Genomic DNA, 14,711 nt, shown 5'->3' on the forward strand with positions numbered 1-14,711 from the left:
TAACAAATTATACTATACTGCCTCATCCCTTTGTATGGCAACCGCCTATTCACTAAAAAACGTGAAAAGGCGGCTGTTATTGCTTTAAAATTTATTTTTCTAATAGATCTTTTCCGGCAATCCCCGGTTTTGTCATTTCATACGGATTCAAAATGATATCCAATTCTTCTTCTGTCAGTACATCATTTTGAAGGCAAAGATCTCTTACAGATTGCCCCGTCATGATTGCTTCACGGGCAATTCGCGCAGCCGCTTCATACCCGAGGTGCGGATTGACCGCTGTAATGACGCCGACGCTTTTTTCCACGTATTGCTTCAGGCGTTTTTCGTTGGCTTCAATTCCCGCCAGACAATGATCGGTAAATGAACGGAACCCGTTATTCATGATGCTGATGGATTGAAGCAGGTTAAATACGAGTACCGGCTCCATTACGTTAAGTTCCAGCTGGCCCGCTTCTGAAGCGAGGCAGATCGTATTGTCATTCCCGATGACCTGGAAGGCGATTTGGTTGATCAGCTCTGCCATTACAGGGTTGACTTTCCCAGGCATAATGGATGATCCCGGCTGACGGGCGGGCAGTGAAATTTCCGCAAGTCCCGCGCGCGGACCCGAAGCCATTAAGCGCAGATCGTTGGCGATTTTAGACATGTTCATCATGCATACTTTCAACGCGGCTGAAACTTCCGTATACGCATCAGTGTTTTGTGTGGCGTCAACCAAATGGCCGGCGCCGACAAGCGGCAGTCCGCTGATGTCAGCCAGGTGCTTCACAACCTGTTCTATGTAGCGCGGATCGGCGTTAAGTCCCGTACCTACGGCCGTTGCCCCCATGTTTACTTCATACAGATGCTGGCGGGATTGTTTAATTCGCTTTATGTCACGCTCAAGCACGCGGCTGTATGCTTCAAATTCCTGTCCGAGACGGATCGGCACAGCGTCCTGAAGGTGTGTGCGCCCCATTTTAATGACAGAATCAAATTGTTTCGCTTTATCTTTAAAGACACTGAGCATATGCGCCATCGTATCAAGGAGCTTATCCAAAAGTTTCAAGGTTGAAATATGGATTGCCGTCGGAAACACGTCGTTCGTCGATTGTGACATGTTGACGTGTGTGTTCGGGCTGAGGTGAATGTATTCACCTTTTTTATGCCCCATGATTTCAAGAGCCCTGTTGCCGATTACTTCGTTGGCATTCATGTTCATGGACGTTCCGGCTCCCCCTTGGATCGGATCGACGATAAATTGGTCATGCCATTTTCCCTCAAGAATTTCATCTGCGGCCTGTACAATCGCATTTCCGATTCCTTCATACAGCCGTTTTACATCCATGTTGGCAAGCGCCGCCGCTTTTTTGACGATGGCGAGCGCATTAATCATTTCTTCGTGGATGCGGTAGCCGGTAATCGGAAAGTTTTCTTTCGCGCGCAGCGTTTGTATTCCGTAATACACATCAGCTTCAATTTGTTTTTCTCCGAGGAAATCTTTTTCCTGACGATATTCTTTTTGCGCGTTTGTCATGCTAAAACCCTACTTTCTCTTTGTGGTAGTCATGTTTTTACAGTACAACGTCGTCTGCGATCGGTGTCTCCATAATGTTTTTGACTTCAGCCAAGTTGTGAGACTGGCCGAGCGCCCACATTAATTTCGGCACGATGGCTTCCGTGTTCATATTTCTGGAGCGGATAATGAGATCTTGATTAACTCTTCGGCCGACTTCATAGACGCTCATGTCCTCTCCTTCTTCAAGACATTGTGTCGTAATGACGACGACAATGCCGCTTTCAATCATTTCATTGACTTTGGCGAGAATGTCTCTTCCTTCAAACGGCACGCCGCCGCTGCCGTAGCTTTCAATGACGATTCCTTTGTACATGCCCTTTAATGCGTCAAACATTTCCGGTTTCAGCCCCGGGTGTAGCTTGAGCAGGCACACGTCCGTGCAAAGTGAAGTATTGACCGTAAAAGCATCGTCTTTTGGCATGTGCACTTGTTTGTTGTATTCAATTCCGTTTTCGGTAATAAACGCGATATACGGATAGTTAATGCTCTCAAATGCATCATAGCTTTTCGTTCTTAATTTAATGGCGCGTGTGCCTTGAATGACTCTGCCGTCAAATACGACGTATACGCCGCCCACTCCTTCACATGCGAAGCGGATCGCGTCCGTGATATTTTTTTTGGCATCGGTTTTTTGAAATGTAATCGGGATTTGCGAACCCGTAATGACGATCGGTTTATCAGCATGCTGAAGCATATAAGACAGTGCCGCTGATGTATAGGCCATTGTGTCTGTTCCGTGCGTAATGACGAACCCGTCATATGCGTCATATTTTTCTTTGACAGCATTTGCGATTTCGGCCCAGTATTCAGGCTGCATATTTGTGCTGTCGATGTTCATTAACGAATGGGTTTCCATCGTGTAATCGTTATCAAGTTTTGATACGTAGGTTAACAATTCGTCTGCTTTCACCCCGGGTGCAAGCCCGTTTTCTCCTTCGACTGAGGCGATTGTTCCTCCGGTTGTTAACAGCAATAATTTTTTCATACCCTGCACCTCTTCATCCATTTCTCAAGATGTGTTAAGCATTCGCTTTTCGCATACTTTTAATCAAATTATAGACAGACGAATGAAATTAATCAAGTGATTATTATTCAATTCGCGTACACTTTTGCATATCGATATGATATAATTTGCTCAAGTGAAAAGGAGCGGTTTTGAATATGAATTTAGATCGTTTAACTGAACTGAGAAAAAAGAAAAATTGGTCTCTTCAATATACGGCTGACCGTCTCGGCATCGCCAAAAGCACGTACGCCGGGTATGAATCAGGATACCGGCGTCCGTCATTCGAGGCGCTGGGCACGCTTGCCGATCTGTTTGACACGACGTGCGACGATTTACTGGGGCGCACTGAAAAAAAGGCGGAGCCGTTTGCCCAGACCATCGAATTAACAAACGCCGCACAAGGCCGCGGCATACTGACCGTTGACGGACAGCCGCTTAACCAGGATGAAATCATCGAATTGATTGCGTTTGTCCGCACGAAAAAGAAGGTGCAGGAGGAGCTCCGCTAAAAACCGGCTTTTACGGCTTGATTCTGCCGTACGTCCCTCCGCCCCCGGCCTCAAGGACAAGCTGCCCGGTGCGCGCTTTATGAATGACAGCCGCTATTTTAGGCTGGACGACACGCGCCAATTCCTCTTCTTGCGCCTGATGAAGAATCGCCATCTCCGTCCCGAAAGCCCGCTTCAGTTTTTCTAACGTTTTCGGCCCGACCCCGGGAATGAACTGCAGCGGGATTTGATGAATATACGGCGGCCGCGGCACGCGGCTTTTTTTCGGGCCGCTCAGTTCCTCCAGCCGTTCACTGACCCCTTTTGTCTTTGTTTTCCCCCCGCACTCCGGACATACGGTAGCTCCTTTTTCAACCGGGCTGCCGCAGCGGTCGCAAGCCGTCCGGTAATACTTCCCGAGCTTCGGGTTCAGCCCGTAATTCGCCGTGATTTTTCTTCCGTCCTTCCCTTTTAAAGCCAGCGAAAATTCCGTGAAATTCGCTTCTTTAAGAAGCATTTCATTATATTCTCTGCCGATTTTTCCTAAGGAATGCGCATCAGAATTTGTTAAAAATGTATACGGATCAAGTTCTGCTACCCGCGAAGCCATGTCGGTGTCACAGCTTAACCCGAGTTCCGCCGCGTCAATGAGCGACGGGTCGAAAACCTCTGTCAAAGAAGATCTGACCCCTTTTCCGTACAGGCTTTTATGCGGGGTGAACATATGGGCGGGAATAAACAGCCCGCCCAATTCCTTTGTTTTCCTTTGAAGATTCAAACCGGTTTCATAAATGCGCTGGGAACTGAGATGGATATTTTTAAGCCTTTTTGCAAGCCACTCAGAAAACATCTTCATTTCGGCAAGAGACGGCATAAAGACGAGAACGTGAATCGGCCCGCGGCATGTGTGATCATAGATTTCAAGCTCACTGCCCAACAGAAGCGTCGTATTCCGATACCGGATGCCGCCTTCTTTCAGCTCACGGTATCTGCCTTCATCAATTCCGCGCTCGATTTCTTCTATGACTTCCGGGGAATGGCAGTCGATGATGCCCAATAGTTCAATTCCCTTCCCCTCACTGGCTTCTTCTAAAATCCGGTGCAGCGTCAACGTTTTGGCCCCGGTGATTTTGACCGGTTTTCCCGTATAGGTGCGGCCGACATGAATATGCAGATCCGCATAGATGGTTTTCATCATTTTTCCTTCAGCGCTTCTTTCAGCTGGAGATACTGAATCGCGTACGCCGTTTTTGCGTCATACACCCTGCGGGATTCAATCAGCTTCACGGCCTCTTCAAGCGTGACCTGCATGACTTCGACAAATTCATCCTCATCCAGCTCTCGTTTTTCTTCCAGCGGCGAAAGCCCTTCCGCAAGAAAGAGATGCACGATTTCATCAGCAAACCCGGGTGATGTATAAAAAGCGGTGATTTTCGTCAAGGTTTCCGCCGTATATCCCGTTTCTTCCTCGAGCTCTCTTAACGCCGTATGTTCCGGCTCTTCCCCCTTTTCAAGCTTCCCGGCCGGAATTTCAACGATTGTCCGTTCCAGCGGCTTTCTGAACTGGTTCACCAAAATGATTTTTCCTTCTTCGGTTACCGCAAGTACGGCCACCGCTCCCGGATGTTTGACGATTTCCCGCTTGCTTGTTTTTCCGTTCGGGAGCTCTACGTCCTCTAAGTAAAGATCTATGACTTTCCCGTCATACAGCTTTTTTTTCGCAAGTGTTTTTTCTTCTAAATGTTTCATCATGTCATCTCCCGTTCTGTCTCTCTATTATGCCTCATATATTTTATCATACATGCATGAGAGGGAGGTGCTTTTCGATTGAAGGTGTACCGGAAGGATAAGAGTATCGTATTGGTCGGAAAGGCGTGGGAAGTGCGGGCTAAACTGAAAGAATACGGACGGACATTCCGCTATGTCGGAGATTGGATCACCGGGCCTTAACAGTTGAAAACTTCGCGCCTTTATATTACGGTCAATAAAAGACTATAAAAAGGAGCGAAACGATGAGAAAACGCACACTGGGACATTCTGATTTAGAAATAAGCGAAATCGGGCTCGGCTGTATGTCGCTGGGCACGGATAAAGCTAAAGCGCTGTCTATTTTGGATGAAGCGATCGAGCTTGGAATCAATTATTTAGATACCGCTGATCTTTATGATTTCGGCAGAAATGAGGAAATTGTCGGGGAGGCCGTCAAAAACCGCAGGCACGACATCATTTTAGCCACGAAAGCCGGAAACCGCTGGAATGATGATAAAGACGGCTGGCATTGGGACGCTTCCAAAGGATACATAAAAGAAGCGGTCAAAAACAGCCTGCGCCGGCTGAAAACGGACTATATCGACCTTTATCAGCTGCATGGCGGCACGATGGAAGATCATATTGACGAAACGATCGAAGCTTTTGAGGACTTAAAACAGGAAGGTGTCATCCGGTATTACGGCATTTCCTCGATTCGTCCGAATGTTATTAAAGAATATGTGAAAAAATCAAATATCACCAGCGTTATGATGCAATACAGCCTGCTGGACCGGCGTCCCGAGGAGTGGCTCCCCCTTTTAGAGGAGAACGGAATCAGCGTAGTCGCAAGAGGGCCTGTCGCTAAAGGGCTTCTTACGGAAAAACCGCTTGATCAAGCGGCCGCAAGCGTAAAAGAGAACGGCTATTTAACATATTCTTTTGCAGAACTGGCAGAAACCAAAAAAGCGATCAGCGCTGCCGCACCTGACTTGAGCATGACGGAGCTTTCTCTTCAATACTTACTGTCACAGCCGGCCGTCGCTTCTGTCATCACCGGAGCCAGCTCACTTGAGCAGCTGAGAGAAAACTGTTCGGCTGCAGAGGCCCGTCGTTTAAGCAGCCGGGAAATCAAAGCTCTGCAATACCATACAAAACGGGACGTATACGAAGCCCATCGTTCTTAAACAATAAAACCGGCACCTTTTCAGATGCCGGTTTATTTATATTTGTGCCAATCGAGACTGCTTTCATTCAGCAGCTCTTCAAAGCTTTTATGTTTTTCTTTTTCTTTTCGTTTTCTGATTTGTTCCGCCTTTTGCTGCGCCTGTTTTTTCTCGTCTTCTTCCTTCAGCTCACTTTTCATTTGCAAAAGCCTGGCCTTCAGATCTTCCTCCAGATCGTCTTTTAAGCTGTGTTTTTCTTTAGGCAGCTGCTTTTTCATCATTACGCCCCCCGTATCTGAATATGGTGAAGCAAGTGTACCACGGAGCGCTGGAGGCCGGCAACGTTCACGGTCCTGAAAAGCCGGAGGAAGGATTTTTCATATTAAAGGAGGGTGCCTGTGTGAAAAAATGGCTGGCGGTGTTCGGTTCGGCTTGCGCAGTCTTTTTGGCTGCCGGATTCGCTTTTACGAATCTGATTATGTTTATGAAGAAAAAGACGGATGAAGATATCATGAAAAAAGAAACGGCGGACGGGCATGATAGATTTGATTCCTTTCAGGCCGTGGAAAAAGAAGAGGCCGTCATCCTGTCACGCCACGGGTATGAGATCAAAGGCTTTTACGTCGCCCCGCATCATACGGCAAACACCATGATTATTTGTCACGGCGTTACCGTAAATTCGTTCAATTCATTGAAATACATGGATTTATTTTTAGATTTAGGCTGGAATGTGCTCGTATATGACCACCGCGGGCACGGAAAAAGCGGCGGCAGAACGACGAGCTACGGCTATTTTGAAAAAGATGATTTGGAAGAAGCCGTGAATTGGGTGAGACACAAAACCGGAGACGTCGGTCAAATCGGCATACACGGCGAATCGATGGGAGCGGTGACGGCCTTATTATACGCGGGCGGGCATCAGGATGAAAACGGCGCTGATTTTTATATTGCGGACTGTCCGTTCGCAAGCTTTCGCGATCAGCTCGCCTACAGACTGAAGCGGGAGTTCCGGCTGCCTCCGTGGCCGCTTCTGCCTTTGGCTGATTTCTTTTTGCGGATGAGAGAAGGATACCGTATCCGTGATGTATCGCCTCTATCGGTTATCAGCCGAATCCGGCAGCCCGTGCTGTTTATTCACAGTAAGGAAGATGATTATATACCTTCCGCTTCTTCCGAATTGCTGCACCGCAGAAAACGCGGCCCTAAGATGCTCTATCTGGCCGAATCGGGCGGGCATGCCATGTCGTACACCAAAAATCCGGAGAGCTACCGTAAAGCCGTTCAAACCTTTTTAGATACCATGACGCAAACGTAAAAAAGCGAAAGAACGTATGCTGGTTCTTTCGCTTTCCCGTCATAAAACGTCGGTAATCCCGTCCATATTTTCTCCGATCCAGTCAATGGCGAGGTCGATTGTCGTAAACTCCTGCGCTTTGAAGGTCATCTCATCCTGAAGCAGCCAGACATCCTTCTGAACGGATTCAGCGCCTCCGATGGACCAGTGCAGCAGACTGTACGGGTGGTTGTTGTTCAGAAAGGATACCCACGTTTTATGCTGTGCCGTCTGTTTAATGGCTTTCAGCTTTTGATTCACTTTCCGTTTCTCCCTGCTTTACTAATATGCTCATTCTCGGGCTCAGCATCTCTGCCGGGCTTTTTAAGACGAGCGTTTTTGCCTTTTCATTGTAATCGATTGTCATTTCCTCGTCAAAAAACACTTTTTGTGAGGTCTGGATGTAAAGCGGAAGTCCGTTGGTTTCAATGGCTTCGCATTGTCCCGTTAATTCGCCCGCCAGCCAGATGGTCGGCACACCGCTCACCGCGCACCCGCAGCCTTCTGCGTCATAGCGGAGCTGCGCTTTTTTCCCCGGGTTGGCGTCCATCGCCTGCTGAAGTGTGTGTTTCGCCGCATCCGTCACATGTATTTGCATAGATGATCCTCCGTTTTTCATTTTCGCCATTGTAGCATACCGAGCCGCTGTATGCATTGTTTCTGCTTTCTTTACAGCAGCCCGCTCTCCCAGTCCTTTGCCTCTTGTTCAGCCGCCTTGATCCAGTCATTTTTCCCTTCACTATACTTTGCCATATCGTATGGGTATGTCTTAGCGAGGTGCCGTTTCAGTTCCATGTATTGAGCCGCTTTTTCAGGCTTTGCGGTGAGGTAATCCCGGAACAGCAGATGACGCTTCACGTCCGGATGGCCTGTTTCGTATATGTGGACGTGGTGTGTGCGCTTGCTGCCGCCTTTTTGAAAGAAACGCCGGCCCTCTATCCCGTTTTCCCCTTTCGCCTCATAGCCGAGTGCTTCCAGCTGCGGACTGAATCGGTCGGCATCCGAAATATCTTTGACCTCCGCCAGTATATCGATGACGGGTTTGGCGGCCATCTGCGGGATGGAGGTGCTGCCGATGTGGCTGACAGAATGAAGTGCTGGGCCGAAGATTCGGATCAAGTCTGTCTTCTCTCTTTCAAACATTTCTTTCCATTCCGGCTTGTACGGAACAACTTCCGCTTTCCTCTTCGGATAAAGATGAAAAAACGAGAGGGTCAGCCCTTCCGGCGTCTCTATCTGTCCGGCTTCCGTGAACCCGGTTTTTAAATAGAGAGAGACTGCCGGAACGTTTTGGCTGGCGGTAGCCGCCTCTATTTTTTGGGCGTCCCGGTTCTCGTCTATCACAAATTGAAGAAGCGCCCGTCCGATTCCTTTCCGAAAGCCTGAAGGATGCACCGTCAGCCTGCATATGACAAGGTCATATCCCTTTTTTTCATACGAAATGACGCCTGCAAGCTGATCTTTTTCCTTGAAACCGGCAAACGTCTCCCGTGACCGCTGTATATCATCAGGTGTTTCATGCAGGGCGGGAATGCCGAAAAAGCCGATCAGCTCTGCTTCTTTTTGATAAGAGCAGCGCTGAACCGCCGCAATTTCCCGCGCGGTCTGTTCTTGTGTATGCTGTAAAAATATAATCAATCTTCCGCCCCTTTTGACGCAAACATCCGCTGTGACTCCGTCTTCGTAATGCGGACCGCGTACGCTTCATACCAGGCGCTTTTTCCTTTTTGTTTTGCCGCCTGGTGGTCAGTATGATCTTTCCACCTTTTAATCGCCTCCAGGCTGTCCCAGTAGGAAACCGTGATGCCGCAGCCGTTTTCCTCCCGAACGCTTTCCGCGCCTAAAAAGCCCGGCTGTCCGCCTGCCAAATTCATCATGCGCTCTGCCGTATGTTCATATTCCTCATCATATTTTCCCTTTATTGATGAAAAAATGACCGCATAATAGGGCGGTTTGGGCGTGTCAGCTAAAAAACCCATATTCATCCCCCTCATATGTATTTCACAAACAGAATCCGGTCTTCTCCCGGACCGTCATAATTCGCAAAAACAGGGATTCCGTTTACGGTTTTGGTTCCTTTTTCAACTTCAAAGCCTAATTTTGTATGATAAGCGATTGATACTTTATTGACAGGTGCCGTCACGCAATTGACTTTTGTGCAGCCCCTTTTCTTCACCGTCTCCATAAATCGGTCGTAGAGCTGTTTTCCAATTTGCATTTTTCTGAAATCCGGATGCACACCCGAAAAATGAATGTAGGCTGTCTCAGGGTCTGATTGTGACTGAAAACCGATTAAAAAACCGGTCATTCCCTCCGGCCCGTACGTGATAAAGCTTGTGTCCTGAAAATGTTCAAAAAACAAGCGCGGCAGTTTGTCTTTCATCTGCCTGCCGCCCCACCATTCATTCAAAACAGACGTAACCATTTCATAGTCTTCAGAGGTAATTGTTCGAATATCCATTATCGATTGACTCTCCTTTTCGTCCGGCAAAATGAATGTCAGCTCTTCTCATTGGAATATAAAAAATTATATGTGGGTTGTTTGCAATTGTAAATGATTTCTTTTCAAGCAAACGAATCAGCACGTCTTCCAGCCGGGGAATGATTTACCAGTATAAACGTAATCATTGTTCGGGTACAATGAAAAACAGAACAAACGTTCCCGGAGGTTTTTTTATGGCTGATATTCTTCTTGTTGATATGCAATCGTTTTATGCGTCTGTGGAAAAAGCGGAAGCGCCTCATCTCAAAAGCCGGCCCGTGATTGTCTCGGGAGATCCCGAAAGACGTAGCGGCGTCGTGCTTGCGGCTTGTCCGCTCGCCAAACGATACGGCGTAAAAAATGCCGAACGGCTGTGGGAAGCGCAGGCCAAATGTCCCGACGCCGTTATTGTCCGTCCGAGGATGCAGCGGTATATTGATGTATCCGTCATGATTACCGAACTGTTTGAACGGTATACCGATCTTGTAGAACCCTACTCCATCGATGAGCAGTTTCTCGACGTGACCGGAAGCAGGCGGCTGTTCGGTGATCCTTTTACAATTGCCGAAAGCATTCAGCAAGCGATTATGCGTGAATTCGGAATTTATGCCCGTGTCGGCATCGGGCCGAATAAGGCGCTCGCGAAAATGGCTTGCGACCATTTTGCCAAAAAAAACGCATCCGGCATCCACAGATTGGATATGTCAAATATCAGGCAGGATCTGTGGCCGCTGCCGGTCGGAAAATTATTCGGCATCGGAAAACGGATGGAGCATCATTTAAGACGGATGGGCATCAGCACAATCGGCGGGCTTGCCGGGCACCCCGCCGAATTGCTGAAAAAACGCTGGGGCATTAACGGCGAATTGCTTCAGCGGACAGCCCGCGGCATCGATCCCTCTCCGGTCACCGTCAACACGCACAGCCGGCAAAAAGCGATCGGCCATAACATGACCCTCCCGAGAGACTACAGCCGCTTTGAGGATATCAAAGTCGTGCTGCTGGAGTTAAGCGAAGAAGTGGCCCGCCGCGCCCGTTTCAAACAATACATCGGCCATACGGTTTCGGTCAGCATCAGAGGCGCTGATTTTGAATTCCCTTCAGGTTTTCACAGACAGAGAAAGCTGGTGTCTCCGACTAATTTCGGAATGGATATTTTTAAAGCAGCGGTCAAGCTCTTCAAAGAGCATTGGAACGGTGAGCCCGTCCGCAGCGCCGGCGTCTCCCTTTCCCAGCTGGAGCCTTGTGATTATGTTCAGCTGAGCCTGTTCGATGCCCAGGAAAAAAAGATCAGTCTCGGCAAAGTATTGGATGATATTCATGAGCGGTACGGCCCTGCGTCGCTCCTCCATGCCGCTTCACTGACAGAGGCAGGCCAAGCCTTTTACCGGGCTGAAAAAATCGGCGGGCACTACAAATAATTTGAGGTGATATACATGAATCCGAACAAATTAACACCCGGGTATAATGTCATGTGGGAATCAAGCCGGATGATGCTGCCCGAACATCGGGAGCAGCTGCTTGCAAAAAAACGAAAAGAACGGGAATTCCGGCCTCCGGAACTGAGCGAAGAGCAACTGAACGACATGAACCGCATCATTGCGGCGTCGATTGAAGAAGACAGGGCCATCTCGGTCACCTACGCTTCAGCACACGGCCCCCGCCGCTTTTGGGGATGGGTAAAACAAGTGAGGCATGACGAAAAACGTTTAAAAATCATAAACGATGAAGATGCGTTAACGCTGCCGTTTCATCGTATTCTCTCAGCTGAATTGGAATAAAAATCCTACCCCGGCCTGACAGAAAATATGATAGAAGAGTGGGAGGATCACATGATATTTAGTAGAATAAAGATGAATGACAAGAATAGGAGAATATACGATGGATCAATTTATAGAAAAAATGCTGGGACAAGCCCTCCGCCAGTATGGACGGAATGTGTCGACAGATCCGCTGAGCCCCTATGAAAAACAGAGTTTAAAAAAAGCTTTAGAAGAAAGAAGGAATGAAGAACCCGATGAGGATCTCCATGCCCATGTAGAAGATATTATCTACGATTACGTCACCAATCAGGGGCAGTTTTCCTGACACGGACGTTTATGCACCGGGCGATAAGGGAAACGTCCGAGAGTAAACCCTTAAAGATTGCGTGGTGCAGGATATGCCTATCGGGCCTTATTTCAGGATCGGCTATGCCGTTCTTCTGTTATTTCTCATCATTTATCTCGGAACATTAATAGACTTTTTGTTCCAGCCTGTTGTGATTACGGTTAAAACCTTGTTTCCGCCTATTGTATTATCGGGCGTCCTTTACTATTTGTGCCGCCCGCTCGTCAGACTGCTGCATGCGAAATTAAAGCTGCCCGAAGGAATCGCGATTTTAACGATTTATGCGGGAACAGCCGGCCTTTTTGTCCTCTTCCTTTATACGGCGGGCCCTGCCGTTCAAAAACAGTTTACAGCCTTCACAGATCATATTCCGGAGCTTTCCGCAAAAGCTGAAAAAAATTGGATCGGGCATCTTCAGGACAGCAAATGGTTTTCCCGGCTTCAGCATGGGGATTCCTTTAAAAAATTAGCGGACAAAGCCGCAAATTATTCCGGTTCAATCGCTGATTCTCTCAGCAGCCTGGCCGGTACGGCTGCCAATGCCGCCATCACCGCCGCCATTATTCCGTTTGCGCTGTATTACATGTTAAAAGAAGGAAACAAAGCCCCCCGGCGACTGCTGCGGCTTCTTCCGGAAAAACATCAAAAAGAAGGAAAACAAATCCTTCAGGACATGGATGAAGCTCTCAGTTCATACATACAAGGACAGCTGCTCGTCAGTTTTTGTGTCGGCGTACTCGTCACAATCGGCTATTTTATAATCGGGCTCGATTATCCGCTCGTTCTGGGCGCGTTCGCCATGGTGACAAACCTGATTCCGTTTATCGGGCCTTGGATCGGCACATTTCCCGGAGTCATTGTCGAATTGTTCGATTCACCGACCGAGGCGGTGCTGGTGATTACGGTCGTCGTCATTGTCCAGCAGCTTGAAAGCCAGCTGATTTCCCCGCAAATTATGGGACGGAAGCTGGACATTCACCCGCTGACCATTATTTTTCTTCTGCTTGCCGCCGGTAAATTCTCAGGAATTGCCGGGATGCTGCTGGCCATTCCGGGATATGCGGCCGCAAAAGTGGTCATAAGCCACATGCAGAAACTATTCATTCTCAGAAAAAAACAAAGCTAAGAGAGAAATGAGAAATGATTCATCCCCCATGTCTTCACATCGGTCAAAATGAAAAAACGGCGGGCTGAAGAAGCCCGCCGCACACGGAGGTAAAAAAGATGAACATCGGTGATGTCATTTTTCAATTGATTTCATTTATTGCAGCCGCGGTTTTCCTGTTTGCCGTGATATACGTATTCAGAAGCTTGAAGCAGCGCCGCATACAATTGGACAGAATCGAAAAGAAACTCGACGCGCTGCGCGAAGAAAAAAACGAAAAGTTATAGTTCATTCAGAAGCAGAAGCAACGAGCTCCACTTTTATCCGATCCGGGTCCTCCGTGTATACGGCGTAATGCGTGCTTCCGCCTGCATATGGATGGCGGTCCCTGTAAAGCACGGGGCATCCTCTGGCAAGCAGCTTTTCTGTCATCTCGTCAACCTGCTCTCTTGATGCAGCATGAAAAGCCAGATGGTTCAGCCCGACCCGGCATCTGTGGTACTCCGGTGTTAAAAAACGCTCCTCTGTCTGTACAAGCACAACATAAAATCCTGCGTTTTTCCAGCTGATGCCGGAGTCCCAATTTTGAAATTCCCTATAACCGAGCTCACCTAAAAACCATCCCCAAAACCGGGCGGAGGCTTTCAAGTCAGATACATACAATTCAATATGATGCATCATAATATTCGCTTCCTCCTCACATCACACCCGCCTTACCAGCACCTCTTCAACTTTATGGCCGTCACCTTTTCTCAAAATCAAATCGGATCTGAATTTTGTCGGCAGGATATTTTCATACAGATTCGGACGGTTGACGCTCTCCCAAATGGAGGCGGCCATAGTATCCGCTTCTGCATCAGACAAATCCTTAAATTTATGAAAATAAGAAGCCGGATCCTGAAAAGCGGTTTCTCTTAAGAGGCGGAAACGCTCCAAATACCACGTGAAAATCCGGCTTTCTTCGGCATCCACATAGATCGAAAAATCAAAGAAATCCGATACAAAAATCCGTGGATCTTCCCTGTCGTCCTCTAAGGTCGGCGACTGCAGGACATTGATTCCTTCGATAATAACGATATCCGCACCTTCGACAACCTCGACGGCGCCCTCTTCCCTGTCATACGTAAGATGGGAATATACGGGCGCCTCCACTCTCTCTTTCCCCGACTTTATATCGTTCAGAAACTCAAGCAGCGCTTTCACGTCGTAGCTTTCCGGGAATCCCTTTCTGGACAGAAGGTTTTTCCTTTTTAATTCCGCCGTCGGATACAAGAAACCGTCGGTTGTCACCAGGCTCACCTTCGGCCTGTCCGGCAGACGGGAAAGAAGCTTTTGCAAAATTCTCGCCGTCGTGCTTTTGCCGACGGCGACGCTGCCCGCGATTCCGATGATAAACGGGATTTTCGCTGAATGCGGATGCTTAAGAAACACATTGACATGCTGATTCCGTCTTGCGGCAGACGTGACATGAAGATGGAGAAGGCGCACAAGCGGAATGTAGATCGTTTCTACTTCTTCCACCGACAGGTAGTCATTCAGCCCCTCTACCGCCTTGGCTTCTTCCTCTGAAACGGCAATGGAAAGATGGCCGCCGAATCCGGCCCACGACTCGCGGCTGTGCTGCGTATACAATGTATGTAAGTTCAATTCTTTACTTTTCACAATTCACACCAATCTCTCTGTATGGCTTTCCGATAAAAAAACAAACGCTTACA

General features: G+C 48.2%; 21 protein-coding genes. 9 read left to right on the plus strand and 12 right to left on the minus strand.

All coding sequences use genetic code 11. The annotated features are described in order from the left end of the window. Positions 1-91 precede the first annotated feature (91 nt). Together aspA and JNUCC22_RS11005 are read right to left on the minus strand one after the other, a co-directional pair. Entirely contained in the window at positions 92-1,519 is a 1,428-nt protein-coding gene (aspA, locus tag JNUCC22_RS11000) for an aspartate ammonia-lyase (RefSeq protein WP_003153322.1), read from the minus strand. Between the two features lie 37 nt (positions 1,520-1,556). Further along, positions 1,557-2,546, minus strand: a complete 990-nt coding sequence (locus tag JNUCC22_RS11005) for a type I asparaginase (RefSeq protein ID WP_003153321.1) — start codon at positions 2,544-2,546, stop codon at positions 1,557-1,559. 176 nt (positions 2,547-2,722) lie between these two features. Between JNUCC22_RS11005 and JNUCC22_RS11010 the strand changes: the two genes are divergently transcribed. Continuing rightward, positions 2,723-3,076 carry a helix-turn-helix domain-containing protein gene (locus tag JNUCC22_RS11010; RefSeq protein WP_063094863.1) on the plus strand — a complete coding sequence of 118 codons (354 nt, stop codon included), beginning with the start codon at positions 2,723-2,725 and terminating at the stop codon, positions 3,074-3,076. A 10-nt stretch (positions 3,077-3,086) separates the two neighbouring features. On the opposite strand, the gene JNUCC22_RS11015 is transcribed toward JNUCC22_RS11010, so the two are convergent. Both JNUCC22_RS11015 and JNUCC22_RS11020 read right to left on the minus strand, forming a co-directional pair. Beyond that, the gene (locus tag JNUCC22_RS11015) at positions 3,087-4,250 is read right to left on the minus strand and encodes a TIGR00375 family protein (RefSeq protein ID WP_072589352.1); all 1,164 of its coding nucleotides are present in this window, start codon (positions 4,248-4,250) and stop codon (positions 3,087-3,089) included. Next, entirely contained in the window at positions 4,250-4,804 is a 555-nt protein-coding gene (locus JNUCC22_RS11020) for an NUDIX hydrolase (RefSeq protein WP_003153317.1), read from the minus strand. Before JNUCC22_RS11020 ends, JNUCC22_RS11015 begins: the two co-directional genes overlap by 1 nt. Positions 4,805-4,882: 78 nt before the next feature. Between JNUCC22_RS11020 and mciZ the strand changes: the two genes are divergently transcribed. Next, the gene (mciZ, locus tag JNUCC22_RS11025) at positions 4,883-5,005 is read left to right on the plus strand and encodes a Z-ring formation inhibitor MciZ (protein WP_003153315.1); all 123 of its coding nucleotides are present in this window, start codon (positions 4,883-4,885) and stop codon (positions 5,003-5,005) included. A gap of 62 nt (positions 5,006-5,067) precedes the next feature. After that, complete coding sequence (locus JNUCC22_RS11030) at positions 5,068-5,988, plus strand: aldo/keto reductase (protein WP_032873204.1); 921 nt, start codon at positions 5,068-5,070, stop codon at positions 5,986-5,988. A 32-nt stretch (positions 5,989-6,020) separates the two neighbouring features. Here the strand turns inward: JNUCC22_RS11030 and JNUCC22_RS11035 are convergent, their stop codons facing one another. Next, positions 6,021-6,245 carry a YqkE family protein gene (locus JNUCC22_RS11035; protein WP_007409396.1) on the minus strand — a complete coding sequence of 75 codons (225 nt, stop codon included), beginning with the start codon at positions 6,243-6,245 and terminating at the stop codon, positions 6,021-6,023. 122 nt (positions 6,246-6,367) lie between these two features. Between JNUCC22_RS11035 and JNUCC22_RS11040 the strand changes: the two genes are divergently transcribed. Continuing rightward, on the plus strand, positions 6,368-7,282 hold the full coding sequence (locus tag JNUCC22_RS11040; protein WP_216061717.1) for an alpha/beta hydrolase: 915 nt from the start codon (positions 6,368-6,370) through the stop codon (positions 7,280-7,282). A gap of 39 nt (positions 7,283-7,321) precedes the next feature. On the opposite strand, the gene JNUCC22_RS11045 is transcribed toward JNUCC22_RS11040, so the two are convergent. From JNUCC22_RS11045 to JNUCC22_RS11065, 5 genes are all read right to left on the minus strand, one after another. Next, positions 7,322-7,561, minus strand: a complete 240-nt coding sequence (locus JNUCC22_RS11045) for a DUF2552 family protein (RefSeq protein ID WP_003153307.1) — start codon at positions 7,559-7,561, stop codon at positions 7,322-7,324. Then, positions 7,536-7,898 (minus strand): iron-sulfur cluster biosynthesis family protein, encoded by a 363-nt coding sequence (locus tag JNUCC22_RS11050; protein ID WP_216061718.1) that lies wholly within the window; start codon positions 7,896-7,898, stop codon positions 7,536-7,538. Before JNUCC22_RS11050 ends, JNUCC22_RS11045 begins: the two co-directional genes overlap by 26 nt. A 71-nt stretch (positions 7,899-7,969) precedes the next feature. Beyond that, on the minus strand, positions 7,970-8,938 hold the full coding sequence (locus tag JNUCC22_RS11055; RefSeq protein WP_216061719.1) for a GNAT family N-acetyltransferase: 969 nt from the start codon (positions 8,936-8,938) through the stop codon (positions 7,970-7,972). Continuing rightward, entirely contained in the window at positions 8,935-9,279 is a 345-nt protein-coding gene (locus JNUCC22_RS11060; protein ID WP_007409393.1) for an antibiotic biosynthesis monooxygenase family protein, read from the minus strand. Before JNUCC22_RS11060 ends, JNUCC22_RS11055 begins: the two co-directional genes overlap by 4 nt. Positions 9,280-9,290: 11 nt before the next feature. Next, on the minus strand, positions 9,291-9,761 hold the full coding sequence (locus JNUCC22_RS11065; protein WP_007612374.1) for a GNAT family N-acetyltransferase: 471 nt from the start codon (positions 9,759-9,761) through the stop codon (positions 9,291-9,293). 215 nt (positions 9,762-9,976) lie between these two features. Here JNUCC22_RS11065 and JNUCC22_RS11070 point away from each other — a divergent pair, with 215 nt between their 5' ends. The 5 genes from JNUCC22_RS11070 to JNUCC22_RS11090 all read left to right on the plus strand — a co-directional run bounded on the left by JNUCC22_RS11070 (position 9,977) and on the right by JNUCC22_RS11090 (position 13,283). Further along, entirely contained in the window at positions 9,977-11,203 is a 1,227-nt protein-coding gene (locus tag JNUCC22_RS11070; RefSeq protein ID WP_216061720.1) for a DNA polymerase IV, read from the plus strand. Positions 11,204-11,218: 15 nt separating this feature from the next. Beyond that, the gene (locus JNUCC22_RS11075) at positions 11,219-11,563 is read left to right on the plus strand and encodes a YolD-like family protein (protein WP_007409390.1); all 345 of its coding nucleotides are present in this window, start codon (positions 11,219-11,221) and stop codon (positions 11,561-11,563) included. 100 nt (positions 11,564-11,663) lie between these two features. Further along, positions 11,664-11,870 carry a YqzH family protein gene (locus tag JNUCC22_RS11080; RefSeq protein ID WP_003153294.1) on the plus strand — a complete coding sequence of 69 codons (207 nt, stop codon included), beginning with the start codon at positions 11,664-11,666 and terminating at the stop codon, positions 11,868-11,870. A 73-nt stretch (positions 11,871-11,943) separates the two neighbouring features. After that, positions 11,944-13,017: an AI-2E family transporter gene (locus JNUCC22_RS11085; RefSeq protein ID WP_216061721.1), complete on the plus strand. Its 1,074-nt coding sequence runs from the start codon at positions 11,944-11,946 to the stop codon at positions 13,015-13,017. Between the two features lie 98 nt (positions 13,018-13,115). Beyond that, positions 13,116-13,283 (plus strand): DUF4083 family protein, encoded by a 168-nt coding sequence (locus tag JNUCC22_RS11090; RefSeq protein WP_007612383.1) that lies wholly within the window; start codon positions 13,116-13,118, stop codon positions 13,281-13,283. Position 13,284: 1 nt separating this feature from the next. Here JNUCC22_RS11090 and JNUCC22_RS11095 read toward each other — a convergent pair whose 3' ends face one another. Both JNUCC22_RS11095 and coaA read right to left on the minus strand, forming a co-directional pair. Then, positions 13,285-13,674, minus strand: a complete 390-nt coding sequence (locus JNUCC22_RS11095) for a VOC family protein (RefSeq protein ID WP_029326115.1) — start codon at positions 13,672-13,674, stop codon at positions 13,285-13,287. A gap of 24 nt (positions 13,675-13,698) precedes the next feature. Next, on the minus strand, positions 13,699-14,658 hold the full coding sequence (gene coaA / locus JNUCC22_RS11100; RefSeq protein ID WP_003153290.1) for a type I pantothenate kinase: 960 nt from the start codon (positions 14,656-14,658) through the stop codon (positions 13,699-13,701). Between the last annotated feature and the right edge of the window lie 53 nt (positions 14,659-14,711).

Source organism: Bacillus sp. JNUCC-22, assembly GCF_018861275.1.
GTDB classification, from domain to species: domain Bacteria; phylum Bacillota; class Bacilli; order Bacillales; family Bacillaceae; genus Bacillus; species Bacillus velezensis.